Origin of the sequence: Pseudomonas trivialis, assembly GCF_036864995.1 — a bacterium.
GTDB lineage: Bacteria > Pseudomonadota > Gammaproteobacteria > Pseudomonadales > Pseudomonadaceae > Aquipseudomonas > Aquipseudomonas trivialis.
This window is the reverse complement of sequence record NZ_CP142151.1, coordinates 1,185,923-1,206,504: the sequence shown is the minus strand read 5'-3', so window position 1 is coordinate 1,206,504 and position 20,582 is coordinate 1,185,923. Positions and strand designations below refer to the sequence as shown.

The following is a 20,582-nucleotide window of genomic DNA, read 5'->3' as shown; positions in this document are numbered from 1 at the left end:
CTGTATGATCTCTATCAAGAACATCAACAAGTGGTATGGCGACTTCCAGGTGCTGACCGATTGCAGCACCGAGGTTAAGAAAGGCGAAGTGATCGTGGTGTGCGGGCCATCCGGCTCGGGCAAATCCACCCTGATCAAATGCGTGAACGCACTGGAACCGTTCCAGAAGGGCGACGTGGTCGTCGACGGCACCTCCATTGCCGACCCGAAGACCAACCTGCCCAAACTGCGCTCGCGGGTGGGCATGGTGTTCCAGCACTTCGAGTTGTTCCCGCACCTGACCATCACCGAAAACCTGACCATCGCGCAAATCAAGGTACTGGGCCGCAGCAAGGAAGAGGCCACCAAAAAGGGCCTGCAACTGCTTGAGCGGGTCGGCCTGTCGGCACACGCCCACAAGCATCCTGGCCAACTTTCCGGTGGGCAACAGCAACGTGTGGCGATTGCCCGCGCGCTGGCCATGGACCCGATCGTCATGCTGTTCGACGAACCGACCTCGGCCCTTGACCCGGAAATGGTCAACGAAGTGCTCGACGTGATGGTACAGCTGGCGCAGGAAGGCATGACCATGATGTGCGTGACCCACGAAATGGGTTTTGCGCGCAAAGTGGCCGACCGCGTGATCTTCATGGACGCCGGCAAGATCATCGAAGACTGCCCGAAAGAGGAATTCTTCGGCGACATCAGCGCCCGCTCCGAACGCGCGCAGCACTTCCTCGAGAAAATCCTGCAGCACTAAGTACTGCATCACTTTGTGAGTGTGGCTATTTGTTGTGAGCGCACCTGTTGTGGCGAGCGGGCTTGCCCCGCGTTGGGACGCGCAGCGTCCCCAAACCAGGCACCACGGCTATCTGAATAGACGCGGCGCCTGAACTGGGTCTGCTTCGCAGCCCAACGCGGGGCAAGCCCGCTCGCCACAACCAGCCCGCTCGCCAACGGGCAAGCACCGTAAGCACAACTGGTTGACCCAAGGCATCTGTGATGAAATGCGACCCCAACCAATTTCGCGCCGCACCGCCATCACTTGCCGTGAAACCTCGTCTGATACGCCAACTGTTCCTGCCGCCACTGGTCGTCGCCCTGATGATCGGCCTGGGTTTCATCGGCTTCTGGATCAGTGAGTACTACGGCATCCGTACCCTCAGCGACACCGGCGAGCGTCAGCTTGAGCTGCACGCACGCACAGTCGAGAGTGAACTGGGCAAATACACCTACCTGCCCAGCCTGCTGGAGCTGGAATCCAGCGTATCCAAACTGCTGGCCGAGCCGAATCAGGAAACCCGCAAGACCGTCAATGATTACCTCGAAGGCCTGAACCGACGCAGTCGCAGTCGGGCCATCTATGTGATGGACACCACCGGCCGTGTGCTGGCCACCAGTAACTGGCGCGATGCCGACAGTTATCAGGGTGAAGACCTGTCCTTTCGTGCCTACTTCCAGAATGCCGTGCGCGGCCAGCCCGGGCGCTTCTACGGCATCGGCAGCACCAATGGCGAACCCGGCTACTACCTGGCCCACGGTCTGGAAGAACACGGCAAGATCATCGGCGTGGCCGTGGTCAAGGTGCGCCTCGAAGCTCTGGAAGAACGCTGGCAGCGCGCGCGCCTGGAAGCGTTCGTCAGTGACGAGAACGGCATCATCATCCTCTCCAGCGACCCGGCCCGGCGCCTCAAGGCCGTGCGCCCGCTGAGCGATGACACCCGCGACCGCCTGGCCCACAGCCTGCAATATTACTGGGCGACACTGAACGAACTCGAACCCCTGGCCCGCGAACGCCTCAACGAGGTCAGTGAAAAACTGACCTTCCCGGCCAACAGTGAAGTGGTCAACGACGCCCACGAGGTGAGCTACCTGGCGCAAACCCGCCCGCTCCTCGATACGCCGTGGAACTTCACCCTGCTCACCCCGCTCAACGACCTGCGCCGCGCCGCGATCAACCAGGGCATCCTGGTGGCGGTTGCGTTCGGGCTGGTGGCGTTCCTGCTGATCGCCTGGAACGAGCGGCGCAAGGTGATCGCCACCCGCCTCGCCGCGCGGGAAGCCTTGCAGGAAGCCAACAGCCAGCTGGAACGGCGGATCGCCGAGCGCACCACCGACCTGCGCGCCAGCAACGAACGGCTCAAGGGCCAGATTCGCGAGCGCCGCCAGGCCGAAGAAACCCTGCGCCGCGCCCAGGATGAACTGGTGCAGGCCGGCAAGCTGGCAGCCATCGGCCAGATGTCCACCAGCATCGCCCACGAACTGAACCAGCCCCTGGCCGCGCTGCGCACCTTGTCCGGCAACACCGTGCGCTTCCTTGAGCGAGGCGCGCTGGACACCGCCAGCGCCAACCTCAAGACCATCAACGAGCTGATCGACCGCATGGGCCGCATCACCGCCAGCCTGCGCTCGTTTGCCCGGCGCGGCGATGACCAGAGCCAGGCCAGCCTCAGCAAGGCGGTGGACGCTGCATTCCAGGTGCTCGGCGCGCGCCTGGACAGCCTGCCGCTGAGCGTGCACCGTGACTTCGCCGCCGTGCAGTTGCAGATCGACCAGACGCGCCTGGAGCAGATCCTGGTCAACCTGATCGGCAACGCGCTGGATGCCATGCAAGCCCAGCCGATGCCCGAACTGTGGCTGGAAGGCAGCAGCAGCGACGGTAAATACCGCCTGCGGGTGCGCGACAACGGCCACGGCGTCGACGCCGAAGCGCGCAAGCATTTGTTCGAACCGTTCTTCACCACCAAACCCGGCGAGCAGGGCCTTGGCCTTGGCCTGACCCTTTCGGCCAGCCTCGCGGCGGCCACCGGCGGTAACCTTGCCGTGGAACACCCGGCCAGTGGTGGCACGGCCTTTGTCCTGAGCCTGCCACTGGCGGGCACTCAACCCACTGAGTCGACATGAATATCACGCCCCAAGACCTCACCGTGCTGATCGTCGAAGACGACCCCCATGTGCTGCTCGGCTGCCAACAGGCGCTGGCGCTGGAAGACATTGCCAGTGTCGGCGTTGGCAGCGCCGAAGAGGCACTCGAACGCGTCGGCGAACACTTCGCCGGCATCGTCATCAGCGACATTCGCCTGCCGGGCATCGATGGGCTGGAACTGCTGGCGCGCCTCAAGGCGCTGGATAAAAGCCTGCCGGTGGTGCTGATCACCGGGCATGGCGACATCGCCATGGCGGTCGGCGCCATGCGCAATGGCGCCTACGACTTCATGGAAAAACCGTTCTCCCCCGAACGCCTGGTCGACGTCGCCCGCCGCGCCCTGGAGCAGCGCGCTCTGGCGCGGGAGGTCTGGGCGCTGCGTCGCCAGCTGGCCGAGCGCGACTCGCTGGAAGGCCGCATCATCGGGCGTTCGCCGGCCATGCAGAACCTGCGCGAACTGATCGCCAATGTCGCCGACACCTCGGCCAATGTGCTGATCGAAGGCGAGACCGGCACCGGCAAGGAACTGGTCGCGCGTTGCCTGCATGACTTCAGCCGGCGCCACTCCCATCAGTTCGTCGCGCTCAATTGCGGCGGCCTGCCGGAGAACCTGTTCGAAAGCGAGATCTTCGGCCACGAAGCAAATGCCTTCACCGGCGCAGGCAAACGCCGCATCGGCAAGATCGAACACGCCCATGAAGGCACGCTGTTCCTCGATGAAGTGGAAAGCATGCCGATCAACCTGCAGATCAAGTTGCTGCGGGTATTGCAGGAACGCACCCTCGAACGCCTGGGCTCGAACCAGAGCGTGGCGGTGGATTGCCGGGTAATCGCCGCCACCAAGTCCGACCTCGACGAACTGAGCCGCGCCAGCCTGTTCCGCAGCGACCTGTATTACCGGCTCAACGTGGTCACCCTGGAGCTGCCGCCGCTGCGCGAGCGTCGCGAAGACATCCTGCAACTGTTCGAACACTTTTTGCAGCAGTCATCCCTGCGCTTCGACCGCAGCGTACCGGACCTCGACAATCAGACCCTGTCGAGCCTGATGAGCCACGACTGGCCGGGCAATGTGCGCGAACTGCGCAACGTCGCCGAACGCTTCGCCCTGGGCCTGCCGGCCTTCAAAAAGTCCGGCGCGGGCGGCAGCAACCATGGGCTGGCCTTCACCGAAGCGGTGGAAGCCTTCGAGCGCAACCTGCTCGCCGATGCCCTGCAGCGCAGCGGCGGCAACCTGACTCAGGCCAGCCAGGAACTGGGGATGGCCAAGACCACGCTGTTCGACAAGGTCAAAAAATACGGGTTGAGCCACTGATGGATCTATTGTTGAAGGCCGCCCTGGGCGCGGCGGTGGTGTTGATCCTCGCCGCACTGGCCAAGACCCGAAACTATTACATCGCAGGCCTGGTGCCGCTGTTCCCGACCTTTGCGCTGATCGCCCACTACATCGTCGGCAAGGGCCGGTCGGTGGACGACTTGAAGACCACCATCCTGTTCGGGATGTGGTCGATCATTCCTTATTTTGTGTATTTGGCCACGCTGTATGTGATGGTGGATCGGATGCGTCTTGAAGCCTCGCTGGCCGTCGCCACTGTCGCCTGGCTGATGGCGGCAACGCTGCTGGTGAGCGTATGGGTCAGGGTTCACACCTGACACACTGCCGTCAACCATGTGGGAGCGGGCTTGCTCGCGAAGGCGGCGTGTCAGCCAATACAAGTGCTGACTGATCCACCGCTTTCGCGAGCAAGCCCGCTCCCACAGGAAACCCCTCTCAGCGCACTATTTTGTCCACTTGAATCCCCAGCTTCTTCAGCCGATACCAGAAGCTCCTTTCGGAAATCCCGATCTTCGCCGCCGCTGCGGCCTGCACACCGTTGCTCTCCTGCAGCGCAGCCAGAATGTAGCCCTTCTCCACCTCCGCCAGCGCCGCATCCAGATCCTGGGGCACGCCCGGAGCGTCGCTGCGCAGCACCGTCTCGGTGGGCCTTGAGGCATACAGGTAACCCGGCAGGTCGATATCTTCAATTACTGGCGATGCCGCCACAATCGTCGCCCGCTCGACGCAGTTCTGCAGCTCACGAATGTTGCCCGGCCAGTGATACGCCGCCATCGCCTGCAACGCCTCGGGGCTGAAGCCGGTGATGCGTTTGCCGGCCGTCGCGCTGATGGTGTGGGCAAAGTGACGGGCCAGCGGCGCGATGTCTTCCGCGCGGTCGCGCAGCGACGGCAGCGGAATCGGGAAGACGTTGAGGCGGTAATACAGGTCTTCGCGAAATTCTTTCCTGGCCACCGCCTCCAGCAGGTTTTTATTGGTGGCGGCAATCACCCGCACATCCACCTTGCGCTCGCGCGGATCGCCCACCGGCTCGATCACCCGTTCCTGCAGGGCACGCAGGATCTTGGCCTGCAGCGCCAGGGGCATGTCGCCCACTTCGTCGAGAAACAGCGTGCCCTTGTCGGCCTGCATGAAGCGTCCGACCCGGTCCGCCACGGCGCCGGTGAAGGCGCCCTTGCGATGGCCGAACATCTCGCTTTCCAGCAGCCCTTCGGGAATGGCCGCGCAATTGACCGCCACGAATGGCTTGTCCGCGCGGCTGCCATGCTTGTGGATGGCACGGGCGACCATTTCCTTGCCGGTGCCGCTTTCGCCGGTCAGCAGGATGGTCGCGGTGCTGTCGCGCACCGAATCCACCGCTTGCAGCACCTGGCGAAACGCCGGGCTGTCGCCTACCAGGCTGTCGAACTGGGCATGTTCGTCCAGCTCGGCGCGCAGGCGCGCGTTGTCGCGGGTGATGTCGCGAAACTGCAGGGCCTTGGCCACGGTGATATCCAGCTCGTCGATATCGAACGGCTTGGCAATGTAGTCGTAGGCGCCGTTGCGCATCGACTGCACGGCATTTTTGACTGTGCTGTAGGCGGTCATCACGATCACCGGCACCTGCGGGTAGCGCACACGGATTTCGGCCAGCAGCGCCGGCCCGTCCATGCCCGGCATGCGCCAGTCACTGATCACAAGGTCAATGTCTTCCTGTTCCAATACCTTGAGCGCGTGCAGGCCGTTGCCCGCCGTGAACACCTGGATGCCGCTCTGGCTGAGGGCGGATGACAGCAGGTCACAGAGCTTGGGCTCGTCGTCGACCACCAATACGTTATGCGTCATGACCTTCCTCATCGTCGCCGTCGTCTTCACCGTCAGCCGGAATGTACAGGCTGAAGGTGGCGCCGGCATCTTTCTCGCTGGTGCATTCGATGCTGCCGTCGTGACTTTCCATGATCGAATAGACTTTGGCCAGGCCCAGGCCCGTGCCCGACGCCTTGGTGGTGACAAAGGGCGTGAAGATGCGCTCGATCATATCCGCCGCAATGCCCTGGCCGGTGTCGGCGATGCTGATCACCGTATTGCCGCCCTGACTGCGAATGCCCAGGGTCAAGCGGCCGCCGTCGGGCATCGCGTCGATGGCGTTGAGGATCAGGTTGAGGCAGGCCTGTTTGAGCTGCTTGGCATCGGCATACAGCGTCGCACCGGGCGCCTGGTCGTCGATGCGCGCATCTATGTTGTGGGTGGTCAGTTCCGGGCTGCAAAAACCGAGGATTTCCTCCACCAGCGGGCGTGCCGCCTGCTGCACCCGCAGCGGCGGGTTGGGCTTGGCGAAGTCGAGAAACTCGGTGATCAGCTCGTTGATACGGCTGACTTCGTTGATCACGTATTCCAGGTGACGCTTGTCGCTGTCCGGCAGGTCGACGCGGCGGTGCAGCAGTTGGGTGGCGGTCTTGATGATGCCCAGCGGGTTGCGGATTTCGTGGGCCAGGCCCATGGCAACCTCGCCCAGGGCATGCAGCCGGTCGCGCCGGCGCAACTGGGCTTCGAGGTGATGCAGCTCGCCCAGGCGCTCGGTCATGTGGTTGAAGGTGCTGCTCAATTGCGCCAGTTCGTCACCGCCGCTGGCCCGCACCCGGTGCTGATAATCCCCCGCGATCACGGCATCGACGCCCTCGGACAGGTCGCGCAGCGGCCGGGTCAGGCGCCGCGACACCAGCACACCGGCGGCCAGCGACAGCGCCGAACTCAGCAGGAAAATCAGCACGAACAAATTGCTCTGATTGACCAGCCCCACCAGGCTGGTGTGGCGCAGCAAGCCGCTGAAGATGACGCCCTGCAGTTCGCCGGCATCATTGAAGATCGGCCAGTACAAACCGCTGTAGTTGCTGGTGAACTGCTCGCTCGGCTGGCGGCTGGCACGCATGGCCGTTTCGATATTTGCCGGGATGCGCAACGGATGATCGTCGAAACGCTGGGTCGAGAATATTTCCGAAAAGCCCTCGGGGTTGGCCAGGTACAGGCGCAGGTCGAGGGAATGCACGTCGGCCACGCTGGTGAGGAAACTGCTGTCCAGGTAGGTGGCCACCAGCAGTTGGTAGTCCACCCCATCGCGGTTGGTTTCGAAGGTCGACACCACCAGACCGGTCATCACCCCAGCCACCTTGACGGTTTGCAGGACCGCTTTGCTGGTGAGGTTGATCTGCCTGACCACGTCTTCGGACGCGGTGCTGAACACCACCTTCTGGTCGCTGCTGCGGATCAGCGCGACCACATCGATATCAGTGGCATCGGCGATGTCGGCGGTCAGCCGGTCGTGCCTTGCCGCCTGCGGGCTCGACGGCGGGCTGGTGTAGCGCAGGAACAGCTTGGCCATGCGTGCGTTGTCGTGAAGGATATCGCCAATCTCGTCCTTGACGATCTTGGTCGACTCCTGCAGCCAGATGCGCACGTTGCTGTCGAAAATCTGCGACAGCGTGGTCGCGGCCAGTTCGGCGGCGATCATCGTTGGAATAACGCTGACCAGCCAGAACGCCAGCACCAGCTTGCGCTGGACACTCCAGCGCGAAATGGCAAATGGACGGGCTTTCTGGCGGGTCTTGTTGATCATCAGGTTTCGCTTATCACGGCAGCCATGGCGGGGTCGGAACGGTCCGGTCGAAGAAACGCTTTCACCAGATTGAGCAGCACGTTGACCACCCGGTTGCGATGGCGAAAGAACAAATGCCTGCCCTGGAACTCGCAACCCAGGCGCAGTTTACTGGCATAGCCTTCCTGACCGCACTCATAGAGCGGGATCCGGTGCGCAATACAATAGTCGACATTGGTCAGCCAGCTGCGAAAGTACAGGTTGTACTCGCGACCGAACTCGCTGTCATGCCCGAAAAACTTGTCGATCAGCCGGTGCTCGTCCACCAGGATCAGGTTGAACGCCACCAGGTGTTCGCCCACCCAATACAGCACACACACCGCCCGCCCCTGCATCCGTTCGAGCAGCCCGGTGAAGTAGCTGGCCGGCAGGCGCTCGAATTGCAGGTCGGCGCGGCTGAGCGTGGCATCGTACAGGCGCATGACCTCGGGCAGCACATCATCGATGTTGCGCCGCCACTCCAGGCGCGGCCCCGGCGCCCGCAGCTTGCGGCGCAGGTCCTTGCGGGTCGACTTGCACAACGAGCCGAGGTAGGCGTCCACCGAGCCGTAGGGCACCTTCAACACCCCGCCCGGCAGGCCCGGCATGCTTTTGAAACCTGCACTGCGGCAACTCGCGGCCCATTGTGAATCCTGTGAGGCAACGTCCTTGATCGCCACCAGGCTGATACCGAACTCACTGGCATCCTGGCGCGCGGCCTTGATCAACTGCTTGAGCAACAGCGGGCGCCTTGCCGGCGGCACGCGGCTGGCAATGCCTGCGTCACAGTGCTCGGCCATCGGCGAACCGATGGCGTACAGCGGCAATTGCAAAACACCCGGCCACAGTCGCTCCAGGCGTTCGGTAAAACGCTTGCCGGCGCCCGAAACCGTAGTGTCGAGGCGATAACGGGTGATGAATGCGGCCGCCACCGCCACCAGCGTGCCGTCTTCATAGACCGCCAGGTAACGCCATGTGAAATCGGCGATGGCGGCGTTTTCCACCACCACGTAATAGTCCCAATCCTCCAGCGCCCCCGGAAAACAGTCGTTCCAGGCACTGCGCTGGATGGCCCGGATGGTCGAGAAGGCTTGCGTGGTGATCACGGATTTCCCTTATTTGTGTACTGAGCACCGAACCCATGTGGGAGCTGGCTTGCCTGCGATACAGGCCCCTCGGTGGATCAGGCAGACCGCAGTGATGCAATCGCAGGCAAGCCAACTCCCACATTGACCAGATTGGTTTTGATCGCCGTGTGTTGTTCAACGAACCGAGCACTCAACTCGATTACCCGCCGGTATTGCAGGTCGACGGTGATCATGTGGTAGCAGTTGTCCAGCAGGATCTTGGTCACCGGACCGCCGAGGTGGCGCTCCACGTAGTCGGCGTTCCAGCGGCTGGTGATGTCGTCCTCGATGGAATGCAGCACCAGCGCCGGCACCATCACTTCGCGCATGCGTTTTTTGACCACGGCGTTCATGCGGTGCAGCTCGCGCACCGTGATGCCCTCCATGGTCAGCAGGCCGGCCTCGCTGCTCTCCCCTTCCTTCATCTGGCGTTCCACGACGGCCCGCAGGCGTTCGTTCTTGATGCCGTACGGCGGCTTCTCTTCGAAGCGGCAGACATGCACGCCGAACGGAATCTTCATCAGCAACGGCGACAGAAACGCCAGCTTGCTGATGCTCCAGCCGTCGTACTTCAGGGTCGTGGAATACATCAACAGGCCGGCCACCTGGCCTGGGTGCTCGGCGGCCACGTACATCGACATCACCGCGCCCATCGACAGGCCGCCGACAAACACCTGCGCATGGCGCTGTTTGATCTGTACGAAAGCCCTGCGCACGCCTTCGTACCAGTCACGCCAGCCGGTGGCCTGCAGGTCGCTGTTGTCACCGCAGTGCCCGGCCAGGGTCGGCACGTACACTGTGCAGTGACCGGCCTTGACCAGGCCTTTGGCGACCTGGCGCAATTCCGTCGGGGTGCCGGTCAGGCCATGGATCAACAGGATCCCGACCGGACCGTCACCGAGAACGAAGCCGGCAGTACCTTCGCCGAGGTCGATCCCTGCGCCGTTCACCGCTGGGTGGCCCGCACCAGCAGTTGCTCGAGCAGCTTGAGACCCAGGTCAATTTCCGGGTAGCTGATTTCCAGCGACGGTGCCAGGGTGATCACGTTCTTGTAGTAGCCGCCCACGTCGAGAATCAAACCGAGTTTGCGGCCGTCCACCACCATGTCGCCCTTCATGCCTTCCTCGACCATGTAGTCCAGGGTCGCCTTGTCCGGGGTGAAGCCATCCGGGCCGCAGATTTCGCAGCGCAGCGCCAGGCCCAGGCCGTCGACGTCGCCGATGATCGGGAAACGCTTCTGCAGGTCCTGCAAGCCTTCGAGGAAGTATTTGCCCTTGTTCATGACCATGGCGCCGTAGTCGACTTCATTGGTCATCTTGAACATTTCCAGGCCCACCGCCGTGCCCAGCGGGTTGGAGGCAAAGGTGGAGTGCGTGGAACCCGGCGGGAAGATCTTCGGGTTGATCAACTCTTCACGGGCCCAGATGCCGCCCAGCGGGTTGAGGCCGTTGGTCAGCGCCTTGCCGAACACGATCACGTCCGGCTGCACGTCGAAGTGCTCGATGGACCACAGTTTGCCGGTGCGGTAGAAGCCCATCTGGATTTCGTCGGACACCATCAGGATGCCGTGCTGATCCAGCACATGCTTGAGCTCGCGGTAGAAGTTCATCGGCGGGATCACGTAGCCGCCGGTGCCCTGGATCGGTTCGACGTAGAACGCCGCGTATTCGCACTGGTTGGTTTTCGGATCCCAGACGCCGTTGTATTCGGTCTCGAACAAACGCGCGAATTGCTGCACGCAGTGGCTGCCGTACTCTTCCTTGGTCATTCCCTTGGGGCCACGGAAGTGGTACGGGAACGGGATGAAGTTGGCGCGCTCGCCAAAATGGCCGTAGCGGCGACGGTAGCGGAAGCTGGAGGTGATCGACGAGGCGCCGAGGGTGCGCCCGTGGTAGCCGCCTTCGAAGGCGAACATCAGGCTCTTGCCGTTGGAGGCGTTACGCACCACTTTCAACGAGTCTTCGATGGACTGCGAGCCGCCGACGTTGAAGTGCACGCGACCGTCGAGGCCGAACTTCTTCTTGGCGTCGACCGCGATCATTTCCGACAGCTCGATCTTGCCCTTGTGCAGGTACTGGCTGGCAATTTGCGGCAGGGTGTCGATCTGTTGCTTCAACGCGTTGTTCAGGCGTGGGTTGGCGTAGCCGAAGTTCACCGCCGAGTACCACATCTGCAGGTCGAGGTAGGCCTGGTCTTCGGTGTCCCACACGTAGGAGCCTTCGCAGCGGCTGAAAATGCGTGGCGGCTCGATGTAGTGAACGGTGTCGCCGTAGGAGCAGTACTTGGCTTCTTTATCCAGAAGAATCTGGTCTTCGGCGGTGGCGATACGGATATCAGACATGGTGGAAGAGTTCCTGGTTGTCGGCAGCAGTAAAGGAGGTGGCGTTGGCCGCGATGCCCTGGGGCAATTGCGCGAGCAATGCGGGCATTTCGGCAAAGGTGTCGAAACGCGCATGGGGAATGTGGTGGGCGACGCAGTAGTCGGCGAGGCTGCCCTTGGCAAACACGAAGTCGGCGGTGGCGGCCACGCACATGTCCGACTTGCCGTCGCCAATCACCAGCACGCGCTTGTTGCCCGGCGTGGACTTGCACTTGCAGTTGCCGGAGGCGGCGCGGCAGGCGTCGCTTGAGTAAGGGAAGTCGATGCGCCAGCTGTTCTGGTCGACCTGGCGCAGGCGGTTGGCGAGGATCGGCAGCAGGGTCACGTAATTGCGTGACAGGATGCGGGCGATGCCTTGTTCGATGCCGTCGCTGACCACTTCGATGGTCGCGCCCAGGCCCATGACGTGATCGACGAAATCCGGGAAGTCCGGGTCGATCTCCACGCTGTCGAAATACGCCAGCAGCTCGGCGGGCGTGGCCTTGATCAGCGCCAGTTGGCGGCTCAGGCATTCGCGTGAACCGATGTGTCCGTCCAGCCATTCCTGTTCGATGGTTTCCCACTCGGGCCCGGCGAAGCGTTGGAGGACGTTGTCGATGACGTCGGTGGGGGTGATGGTCCCGTCGAAGTCACACACGATATGCCAGTGGATCATCTGCGTCGTACCTTGTGAGAGCGCGCACTGTGCGCTTGCACCAGGGATAGAGCAGGGAATGTGCCAAGTGAACAAAACCCAACGGGGCCGGGCTTTCGGCGGATTCTGGCGAGGGTTTTGTACCCGGCAAGCTACAATTTTTGTAGCTTGCTACAAACAAGATGAGTGCTTGCGCCGCAGCAGCCCTTCGCGCGTGAATGCGCGCATGTTCCGATCAAGGAGTGCGCACCATGCGCCAGGTTACGACGGCTGTACTGGCCGGTTTATCGTGGGTGTTTTCCAGCGCGGTGCTGGCCGCCGGCATCAGCGGTGAAGTCGGCGCGGGCCTTGCCTATCAGCCCCACGACCCGAGCGGCAACCACTACGAAGCGCGCCCCATTCCCTACTTCGACCTGGACTGGGGCACGCTCAGCCTGGACACCGATGACGGCCTGACCTGGCGCGCACTCAACAGCCAGGGCATCAGCGCCGGCCCCTATGTCAATTACGTGCAGGGCCGGGAAAGCAATGGCCCGTTGCGCGGCCTACGCGATGTGCCGGACATGGCCGAAATCGGTGGCTTCGTCCAGTACGCCCCGGCCGATTTCTGGCGCGTGTATGCGCAAGTGGGCCAGGCCGTCGGCGGCGGTCACGAACAGGGTGGCGTGCTCGGCAAGCTCGGCGGTGAGCTGGGCTACCCGCTGGGCGGCGTTATCGGCAGCACCGGCCTGATGGCGCACTATGCCGATGCGCGTCAGACCCAGACCTTTTTCGGCGTGGATGCCAGGGAGTCGGCCGCTTCAGGGATCCGCGCCTATAACGCCAGTGCGGGGTTCCAGAACCTCACACTGACACAGAGCTTCGAATTCCCCCTGGCCGCACACTGGTCGCTGCTGACCAGCGCCAGCTGGGTGCACCTGGTCGGCTCGGCGGCCAACAGCAGCCTCGTCAAGCAAACCGGTCATGTCGACCAGGGCCAGTTGCAGACGGCGATCAGCTATAAATTCGACTGATCGCCGCCCAAGGACTCAGCCCTTGGCTTCCTGGATGATCTGGCGAATCGCCCCGACGAAGGCTTCGGCCGGCTGGCCGCCGCTGACGGCGTATTGGTCGTTGAACACGATGGTCGGCACCGAGGTCACGCCACGGGAGATCCACAGCTGCTCCTGCTCGCGCACCTCGGCGGCGTATTCGTCGCTGGCGAGAATCTCGGCGGCGCGCTGCACGTCCAGGCCGACGCTTTCGGCGATGATCGCCAGGGTGGCATGGTCGGACGGGTCCTGACCATCGCTGAAGTAAGCCTTGAACAGCGCCTCCTTGAGGTTGTACTGCAAGCCCTCAAGGCCGGCCCAATGCAGCAGGCGGTGAGCGTCGAAGGTGTTGTAGATACGGCTCTGGCCGTCGGTGCGGAAGGCAAAGCCCAACGCGGCGCCCATGTCGCGGATACGCGCGCGGTTGGCCTGGGATTCTTCGGCGCTGGAGCCGTATTTTTCAGTGATGTGTTCGACGATGTTCTGCCCGATGGCAGGCATGTTCGGGTTGAGTTCGAACGGCTGGAAATGAATCTCGGCCTGCACCTCGGCACCGAGCTGGTCCAGTGCTTCGGTCAGGCCGCGCAGGCCGATGATGCACCAGGGGCAGGACACGTCGCTGACGAAATCGATTTTCAGGGGAGTACTCATGGCAGGCAACCTCGCAGGCAAAATGTGCCGGAAAGGTTGCACGATACACCAATGTCACAGCACCTTCGAAGGCGCCACCGCATCGATCTGCGCCCAGTGCGCCACATCTTCGCGATGGGCTTGCAGATACGGCAGCACCGCCGCCAGCAGCGGCGCCTTGAACGCTTCCTGGAAACGATGGGCCAGGCCCGGAATCAACTTCAACTGGCTGCCCTGGATATGCGCAGCCAGGTGGATGCCGTGCATCACCGGCAACAGCGGGTCGGCGGTGCCGTGCACCACCAGCGTCGGCACGCGCAGTTGGTTGAGCAACGGCACGCGGCTCGGTTCGGCGAGGATGGCCATGATCTGGCGCTTCACGCCATCCGGGTTGAAAGCGCGGTCATAGGACAGCGCAGCCTGATGCAGCAACACCTGGCGATCATCCTTCACGTTCGGGCTGCCCAGGGCCGCGAGCAGGTCCGCCTGCTGCTCCAGCGCCACTTCGCGGTTGGGCGCGCTGCGCCGCGCCAGCAATTGCACCAGTGCCGCGTTCGGCGCCGGCAGGCCTTCGGCGCCGGAGCTGGTCATGATCAGCGTGAGGCTTTCCACGCGTTGCGGCGCCATGGCCGCCAGGTGCTGGGCGATCATGCCGCCCATGCTCGCGCCGAGTACGTGAAATTGCTGGACCTGCAAGGCGTCCATCAAGCCCAGGGCGTCATCGGCCATGTCCGTCAGCGTATAAGGCGCCGACACCGGCAGGCCGAGCTTGTAGCGCAGCACCTCGAAGGTCAGGTTGGCGTTGGCCGGCGCCTGGCGCCAGGTAGACAGGCCGACGTCACGGTTGTCATAACGGATCACCCGAAAGCCTTGCTCGCACAAGGCGACCACCACTTCGTCAGGCCAGTGGATCAACTGCCCGCCCAGGCCCATCACCAGCAGCAAGGCAGGGTCGGACGCACGGCCGATGCTCTGGTAGGCGATGCTCACCTGCGCCAGATCGACAGTTTGGGTCGGGACATTGACATCGCATCGAGACGCCGCAAAAGACGGCAGGCCGAATAAAAGAGCGGCCAGTAAAAGCAACACACGCATGGAAAACACCGAAACGCAGAACCCCAGTAGAGCGCGAGTCTGATGAAGTTTGTTCAAGCGCGCTGCCACAGTTGCATGACAGTTTGATGAAGAGTGCCCAGCGGTCATTTACGCCGGATGCCAGACAGGGATACCGCCTGACGCATCGCAAATTCCCGTGCAATGGCGACTTTGCAAGAGGAGCAGCCCGCTCCTCCCGACGAGGCCCGCTGATCATGCCCCACGAACATCCCCCAATGACCCCGGCGACGTACCTGGATGACTTCAACTACGACTCCCTCCTGGGACGTCTGTGGGTTGACGACAGCCTGTTGCTCTCAGCCCTGCAACGCTGGGCAGACTGCCGTCAGGCAATGCTCGATCTCATGCACGCCATTCCCTCCCCCAAGGTCTGGTGGCGCAACTAATCCTGGAAAACCTGGACCTGGACGGCGACACGGTTGGCCTGCGCAGCACGGATAAACCCTTCATCAACTTGAACAACGCGCTTGCCTTGATGCAACAACGCCCTGAGATGCCGGCCTCCATTAACCAGGACTTCATTGTGGTGGGCCTGCGCAGCACCCATCCCTTGTTTGCGTTGACGGCCAGCGAAATGCTTGAGCACCTGGACGCGCTGGACCTGCGGGGTTTCATCACCCATGGCTGGAAACGCTACTGGGATGACCGCGCGCCACACACGCCGGTGTCGCGACGCACACGTGCCAACCAGCTGTATAAAGGCCACTTCGAAGCCGCCGCCCAAGTGGCATTCGCCCTCGGGCAACTGAGTACCGAGCAACTCAAACCGGCTCTGGCCAAACTGGGTTTGCCCGAGGACTCCGACAGGGCCGTCTACGCCGAGCGATTGCGCTTCAAGTGGGCCGACGGCCATTGCGTCCCTCTGCACGCGGCACTGGTGCTGACCATCGACACCGTCCCCCTCACCGCACAGTTGCTGTACACGCCCTTCAGGCAACCGGTGTTACAGATTTTCAGGGAACGCAACGCGCTGGAAAGCTGGATGCTGGCCGAACAAGGCCAACTGATTGCATCGGACCGCCCGAGGCCAGCGTCGGAGATCGACTATGAGTTGATCGAAAACCCCTTTACCGACGCAATGGAGGCCTGGCTCGCCGACGCCGAGGCCCGCCTGCTGGCAGCATTGACCCAAAACAGCGGCACAGACTTCGCCACACAAGGTGCGAACGCGATGCACGCCATTGATTTGACTTACCGACAGCTGCGCGACGATGGGCTCTTCCCGGCGCCGTCTGATTCACCGGTCACGGCAGGGGCCGACGAAGAGAGCGGCATCCCACCCACACCTTTCGGTTTACTCAGCGCCGACCTGCCGCTGGCGACACGCCTGGCCACGCTCAAGCAGCAGCGCCTGGCCCTGGAAACCTTACTGGACCCAGGGCAGGCCGACCCCCTGCACAGGCTCAAGCCCCACATTGATGACTTGAGCGCGGCACAAAATTCGGCCGACAGCGCACTGACCTCACTGCTGGAAAACAAGACAGGCCTGCAGTTGCAGACCCTGCACAAAACTGCCTCACGAGCAAAAAGCGAACTCTATACCGCGCGCGTCAAAGGCCTGCGCGCTGAAGCCGAGATACAACGACTGCTCAAGCAGATCAGCAACGACGAATACCTGAGGCTGCAGGCCGTTCTGAACCACCCCGACCGCCAGGATCGCACCCTGCCGGTTGCGGCTTGCCGCCTGCTCGTGAGCAAGCGCAGCACCAACGGTGAATATGGCGAGACCGTGGTGCAACATCAGGAGTTGCGAGGGCTGCTGGCAATCGTTGATGCGGCTGACCTGCAAGATCCGTCAAGCGACCACGGTGTGCTGCTCTGGTGGCCGGGCCGGTCAGGCGGGCTGCAACGCTTCGCCTCACGAGAGACGCTGCACACCGCGCTGTTCAACATCCAACCGGATGATGCCGAGCTGAGCCTGCAACTGACCGAGGTGCTGCGCGAGGCGCTCGACTACGGTCTGCAGTCACAGACCCATCAATGCTCACAAAAAGCCGCATTGTTGATACAAACCGACGCCGACCCAGCCGTGCTGCGCGAACGCGCGGCCGAGCTGCAGGCGCTGCCGGAAAAATGCAGGCTCGAATGGCAGGTGCACCGCCATGACGCGCGAGACCTTGCCTATGCGCAACTGGTCGAACAACAGCGCAGCGTCACGCTGGCCGAACAGCGGCCGCAATGGGTCAATGAACTGTCCGACGCGCAAGCAGCCGAGCTCAGGCCAATGATCAAGGCCAGTGTGGATGCATTGCGCCGATCGCAAGTACTGGTGCAACGCGATCTGCCGTCCGCCAGCCGCTTCAGCCAGGGCCAGGTCGACCAGCGTCTGCGTGAGGATTTCTCGCTGCTCAAGCCCTTCACACTCACGCTTGACCTTCCGGTGACGGTTGAAAAGCAACCGCTGCTGGGTTCAGGCGCGCCCGGCTCGTTTTCACCGCGCACCGTGAACAGGGCCAGTACCGTACGCAGCACGCTGAAGTTGCACGAACTCGCCCTGTTCACCGTTGACGACACACTCAAGGACCGCCTGGAGTTCATGAAGGTCGAGGTGATAAACGACGATGAAGCCGAGCGCCAGCGACTGCTCACGGGCATCACCGCCCCCTACGTCAAACGGATCATCGCGCAACTGGACGTCGCGCAGAAATATGAAGACCTGATCACCCGAACTTTCCTGGGCACGCCTGTCGCCCCCTCCTTCAGTGACGCCTACCAGCAGGAAACCCTGCTGGAAAACTGGCGGTTGCTGCTCAAACTGCAACGCAGCATTGCCAAGGTACGCGGGCACCTCAAGGACGACGCGCTGCAGATACTCGACATCGCCATCGACGCCAGCACCGACCAGGCCTGGCGCCAGGGCAACCGCCGGATCGTGATCAAACCGGCATTCCTTACGGTGGGAGGCAGCGACACAGAGGGTCTCAGTTCAACGCTGCTGGGCGTGACCTTTATCGAGGAATTGAACAGCGGCGTTACCCTTTTGTACCTGCCCGACCGCGTCGACGGTCGGTTTTTCTACCGTTTCGACACCCTGGAAGCGGCCCGAAAAGCCCTGTTCAACTGGTGCTTTCGCGAAGAAATGCACCAGTACCTGGCGGGGCGGGCACTGGGTGGTAAAACCGAGCTACACGCTCACCGCATCAAGCAGGCGCTGCTCAAACACTACGATGCCATCATCGGTGTCGGCGTTGCCTGGCCAGCCTCCACCTCTCTTTCGAAAAACCTGCTCAATGTGCATATGGGCCAACTGCTGGAAGCTCATCGCACTACATCACGCTCCAACAGCGCACAGCGTCTGCGCGAATCGGCGGGCAAAGGTGCGCAGGCGATGTATTTCATAAAACTGGCCATGGGATTCGTGCCGTTTGTCGGCACGGCTATAGGCCTGTATGACGCGTGGGTGCAAGCCAACATGGCTGTCGCGGCGTTCCTGCGCGGCGATGTTCAGGAGGGTATCGACGCGCTGGCATCCAGCCTGCACGCGCTGATCGACGCCGGCGTCGATCTGGGCACGGGGCTGGGTGTCTCCTCCAGTGCGGCCCGCCCCAAGGTTCGCCTGCATCAGCTGGATCGGCTCGGCCGCAGCGCGGCCAATTTCTCGCCGCCGTCGTTGCGCAAGTCGTCGGCCATCGCAAAACGCTTCGCCGGGTACGAGTACGAACAACCGATTTCCCTGCACGGCTTGCAACCTCACAGCGAAGGGATCTACCGCAACATCTATCGCCACGCGCAAGGGGATTTCATGCTCAGCCAGGGTCGTATCTGTGAGGTTGAACTGGATCAGAGCCTGCACACGTTGCGCTTGAAAGGGACTCGCACCAAAACCTACAAACAGCCCATCGTGCTCGATGAGACTGGCGACTGGAACACCCACGGCGCGGTCTACGGCACCCTGGTCAACGGTGGCCTCGCTGGCGGCGGCGGCGTGCTCGGGCATCTGGCAGACCGCCTCGATCCCGTCTGGCCGCTGACGATTCGTGAACGCTTACCCCTCTGGTGGACTGATCGCGCGTGGCGCCAGCAGTTGCGTCTGCAAGGTGAAGCCATGGCCCTTGGTCGGCGCGTCAGCCACCAGCTCAACAGGACAAAACGCCTGGAAGTGCTGTACTTGAACGCCCAGTCCCAGGGCAAATCCGCCGCTCTGACCGACCTGCGCCAGTCCCTGCGCGAATCAATCGAGCTTGCCCTTGAGCACGACCGCGCACTCGCTCAACTGCCCCGGCCAGCCGGCCGTCAGGCCATCACCGTTCATCAGGGCATGCGCCGAGCGAACGCTGCAAGCATCGTCAGAAACAACATCGAGCTTGCCAACTATGCGCGAAAGGAGATGCTGGCGCCCATCGAGCAGTTCACCACGCTGACCCTGGAACGAGTCCGGGCTGGCGACCTGATCAATCACGCCATGCGACGCAAGGCCATCAGCCTCAGGATTCGCGAGGCGCTCGATGAGGTGGAACAGTGCGCACAGACGGCCAACACCTGGCATCAGAAAATCATGCACGACCGTGACTTCAAGTTCACCGAGACTGACGCAGGCACGCTGAGTGCTTACAAAACGTTGGACGCAGACCTCGCAGAACTGAACGCCAATTTCGGCACCGATTATCGTCGTCACGTCACACTCAGTTTCAGTCTGGAAAGCTTCAATCGCTACGACGGCATCAATGAGGTGTCCTGGTTCTATCTGTTCCGACAGACACTCGATAGCCATGTCAATATTTCGCGCGCGCTCAACCTTCACTTCCTCCTCGACCGCTCACCCGCCACCCGCACTCAACGCCTGGCCATGCTCGAGGCCTGTATTCAGGACTACCAGCACTTCAGTCGCGATCTGAAAACCTGGAATCTGGGATACCCGCAGCACTTCGATCAGCCTCGCCTGAGCACACTGCTCGATGACGTGGAGAAAATGATCGAGCTTGCTCAAAAAGATATCGGCATCAGGCCCGGCCGCGCTCGAGACCCGGCGCTCAAAGTCTTTACCACCGAAGAAAATCGATTGCTGGTGGGCACCGAAGCCATCAACCCAACTACCAGCACCCGCCAATACATCGTCGAAGCGCCTACAGGTCAGGTCGAAACCTGGCACCTTGATCCACACTCCAATCGGGCCCGCCTTGCCGCACCCAAGCCATCGACGCCGGTCCCCGAACTCAATCTTGCGCACTCGACACTGGTCAATGAAGCGCAGTCCCGGCTCAACGCCGTGGACACCTACCGGAGCAAAGTCCAGAGCTACGCGCAACAGAACATGAGCCCTGTGAACCTGGAGCACATGCTGGTCAGCGAAGCCGCGGAGTTGACCGTCCGCGCCAATCGGATCGGGCGTGTGGCCCCTGACGAGGCGATCATCGGCCAACTGCGCAGCAAGGCCGCTGAGTTGACCGTGGCCGGGCGGCAACTGCGTGTCCAACAATCGATGAGCAGCAAACAGCCTACCGGCGGCTTCCTCGCTTACCTGCTTGCGCCCCATAAGGATGATCGGCAAGCGATCCGCCTGAGCAAGCTGGCAGAGCGTATCGCCAATGGGAAACGCCAGGACGGTCGCACCGACTTTCTTCAGGAGTACGCCGTACATGACCTGACCCGGCCGAATGAACCGGTGCTGTGGTATGTCCATGCGCATTACGACTCGGCCACAGCGCCGTTCGACGACGTCGTCAAGGCGCATTTGAAACTGCCGGAGCAACGACGTCTGGGGCTGGAATGGCAAAAACAGCAGCCCGGCCACGCGCCGATCTGGCGCGGCGACATCAGCCGAGTCCTGTTTCTTGAGCATTTCAAAAACCTGTAAGCCAGATCACGGTCGACACCCA

General features: G+C 62.3%; 15 protein-coding genes. 7 read left to right on the top strand and 8 right to left on the bottom strand.

Annotated elements, in window-relative coordinates; all coding sequences use genetic code 11:
- Window positions 1-4: 4 nt before the first annotated feature.
- The 4 genes from VRB54_RS05210 (at window position 5) to VRB54_RS05195 (ending at window position 4,555) form a co-directional block, all read left to right on the top strand.
- Entirely contained in the window at window positions 5-739 is a 735-nt protein-coding gene (locus VRB54_RS05210) for an amino acid ABC transporter ATP-binding protein (protein ID WP_003208734.1), read from the top strand.
- A gap of 242 nt (window positions 740-981) precedes the next feature.
- Window positions 982-2,883 (top strand): sensor histidine kinase, encoded by a 1,902-nt coding sequence (locus tag VRB54_RS05205; protein WP_338479798.1) that lies wholly within the window; start codon window positions 982-984, stop codon window positions 2,881-2,883.
- Complete coding sequence (locus VRB54_RS05200) at window positions 2,880-4,217, top strand: sigma-54 dependent transcriptional regulator (RefSeq protein ID WP_338479797.1); 1,338 nt, start codon at window positions 2,880-2,882, stop codon at window positions 4,215-4,217. Before VRB54_RS05205 ends, VRB54_RS05200 begins: the two co-directional genes overlap by 4 nt.
- An 8-nt stretch (window positions 4,218-4,225) precedes the next feature.
- The gene (locus VRB54_RS05195) at window positions 4,226-4,555 is read left to right on the top strand and encodes a GlpM family protein (RefSeq protein WP_173670288.1); all 330 of its coding nucleotides are present in this window, start codon (window positions 4,226-4,228) and stop codon (window positions 4,553-4,555) included.
- 118 nt (window positions 4,556-4,673) lie between these two features.
- On the opposite strand, the gene VRB54_RS05190 is transcribed toward VRB54_RS05195, so the two are convergent.
- The 6 genes from VRB54_RS05190 to VRB54_RS05165 form a co-directional block, all read right to left on the bottom strand.
- Entirely contained in the window at window positions 4,674-6,062 is a 1,389-nt protein-coding gene (locus VRB54_RS05190) for a sigma-54 dependent transcriptional regulator (protein ID WP_338479796.1), read from the bottom strand.
- The gene (locus VRB54_RS05185) at window positions 6,052-7,830 is read right to left on the bottom strand and encodes a sensor histidine kinase (protein WP_338479795.1); all 1,779 of its coding nucleotides are present in this window, start codon (window positions 7,828-7,830) and stop codon (window positions 6,052-6,054) included. The genes VRB54_RS05190 and VRB54_RS05185 overlap by 11 nt, the downstream gene beginning before the upstream one ends.
- A complete protein-coding gene (locus VRB54_RS05180; RefSeq protein ID WP_338479794.1) occupies window positions 7,830-8,954 on the bottom strand; it encodes a GNAT family N-acetyltransferase in 1,125 nt (374 codons plus the stop codon). Before VRB54_RS05180 ends, VRB54_RS05185 begins: the two co-directional genes overlap by 1 nt.
- Before the next feature lie 77 nt (window positions 8,955-9,031).
- The gene (locus VRB54_RS05175; RefSeq protein WP_338479793.1) at window positions 9,032-9,925 is read right to left on the bottom strand and encodes an alpha/beta hydrolase; all 894 of its coding nucleotides are present in this window, start codon (window positions 9,923-9,925) and stop codon (window positions 9,032-9,034) included.
- A complete protein-coding gene (locus VRB54_RS05170; RefSeq protein ID WP_209989219.1) occupies window positions 9,922-11,316 on the bottom strand; it encodes an aspartate aminotransferase family protein in 1,395 nt (464 codons plus the stop codon). Before VRB54_RS05170 ends, VRB54_RS05175 begins: the two co-directional genes overlap by 4 nt.
- Entirely contained in the window at window positions 11,309-12,010 is a 702-nt protein-coding gene (locus tag VRB54_RS05165; RefSeq protein ID WP_338479792.1) for an MtnX-like HAD-IB family phosphatase, read from the bottom strand. The genes VRB54_RS05170 and VRB54_RS05165 overlap by 8 nt, the downstream gene beginning before the upstream one ends.
- A 230-nt stretch (window positions 12,011-12,240) precedes the next feature.
- Here VRB54_RS05165 and VRB54_RS05160 point away from each other — a divergent pair, with 230 nt between their 5' ends.
- Window positions 12,241-13,002, top strand: a complete 762-nt coding sequence (locus VRB54_RS05160; RefSeq protein ID WP_338479791.1) for a MipA/OmpV family protein — start codon at window positions 12,241-12,243, stop codon at window positions 13,000-13,002.
- 15 nt (window positions 13,003-13,017) lie between these two features.
- On the opposite strand, the gene VRB54_RS05155 is transcribed toward VRB54_RS05160, so the two are convergent.
- Together VRB54_RS05155 and VRB54_RS05150 are read right to left on the bottom strand one after the other, a co-directional pair.
- Window positions 13,018-13,671, bottom strand: coding sequence for a DsbA family oxidoreductase (locus VRB54_RS05155; RefSeq protein WP_338479790.1), 654 nt, complete (start codon window positions 13,669-13,671; stop codon window positions 13,018-13,020).
- Window positions 13,672-13,725: 54 nt separating this feature from the next.
- Window positions 13,726-14,745: an alpha/beta hydrolase gene (locus VRB54_RS05150; protein WP_338479789.1), complete on the bottom strand. Its 1,020-nt coding sequence runs from the start codon at window positions 14,743-14,745 to the stop codon at window positions 13,726-13,728.
- A 215-nt stretch (window positions 14,746-14,960) separates the two neighbouring features.
- Here VRB54_RS05150 and VRB54_RS05145 point away from each other — a divergent pair, with 215 nt between their 5' ends.
- Entirely contained in the window at window positions 14,961-15,152 is a 192-nt protein-coding gene (locus VRB54_RS05145) for a hypothetical protein (RefSeq protein ID WP_338479787.1), read from the top strand.
- Complete coding sequence (locus VRB54_RS05140; protein WP_338479786.1) at window positions 15,140-20,560, top strand: dermonecrotic toxin domain-containing protein; 5,421 nt, start codon at window positions 15,140-15,142, stop codon at window positions 20,558-20,560. Before VRB54_RS05145 ends, VRB54_RS05140 begins: the two co-directional genes overlap by 13 nt.
- Window positions 20,561-20,582: the final 22 nt, after the last annotated feature.

Excerpts from the sequence above, each read along its gene's own strand:
- VRB54_RS05210 (WP_003208734.1), top strand. The coding sequence starts at position 5 with ATGATCTCTATCAAGAACATCAACAAGTGGTATGGCGACTTCCAGGTG.
- VRB54_RS05205 (WP_338479798.1), top strand. The coding sequence starts at position 982 with ATGAAATGCGACCCCAACCAATTTCGCGCCGCACCGCCATCACTTGCC.
- VRB54_RS05200 (WP_338479797.1), top strand. The coding sequence starts at position 2,880 with ATGAATATCACGCCCCAAGACCTCACCGTGCTGATCGTCGAAGACGAC.
- VRB54_RS05190 (WP_338479796.1), bottom strand. The coding sequence starts at position 6,062 with ATGACGCATAACGTATTGGTGGTCGACGACGAGCCCAAGCTCTGTGAC.
- VRB54_RS05185 (WP_338479795.1), bottom strand. The coding sequence starts at position 7,830 with ATGATCAACAAGACCCGCCAGAAAGCCCGTCCATTTGCCATTTCGCGC.
- VRB54_RS05170 (WP_209989219.1), bottom strand. The coding sequence starts at position 11,316 with ATGTCTGATATCCGTATCGCCACCGCCGAAGACCAGATTCTTCTGGAT.
- VRB54_RS05165 (WP_338479792.1), bottom strand. The coding sequence starts at position 12,010 with ATGATCCACTGGCATATCGTGTGTGACTTCGACGGGACCATCACCCCC.
- VRB54_RS05160 (WP_338479791.1), top strand. The coding sequence starts at position 12,241 with ATGCGCCAGGTTACGACGGCTGTACTGGCCGGTTTATCGTGGGTGTTT.
- VRB54_RS05155 (WP_338479790.1), bottom strand. The coding sequence starts at position 13,671 with ATGAGTACTCCCCTGAAAATCGATTTCGTCAGCGACGTGTCCTGCCCC.
- VRB54_RS05150 (WP_338479789.1), bottom strand. The coding sequence starts at position 14,745 with ATGCGTGTGTTGCTTTTACTGGCCGCTCTTTTATTCGGCCTGCCGTCT.
- VRB54_RS05145 (WP_338479787.1), top strand. The coding sequence starts at position 14,961 with ATGCCCCACGAACATCCCCCAATGACCCCGGCGACGTACCTGGATGAC.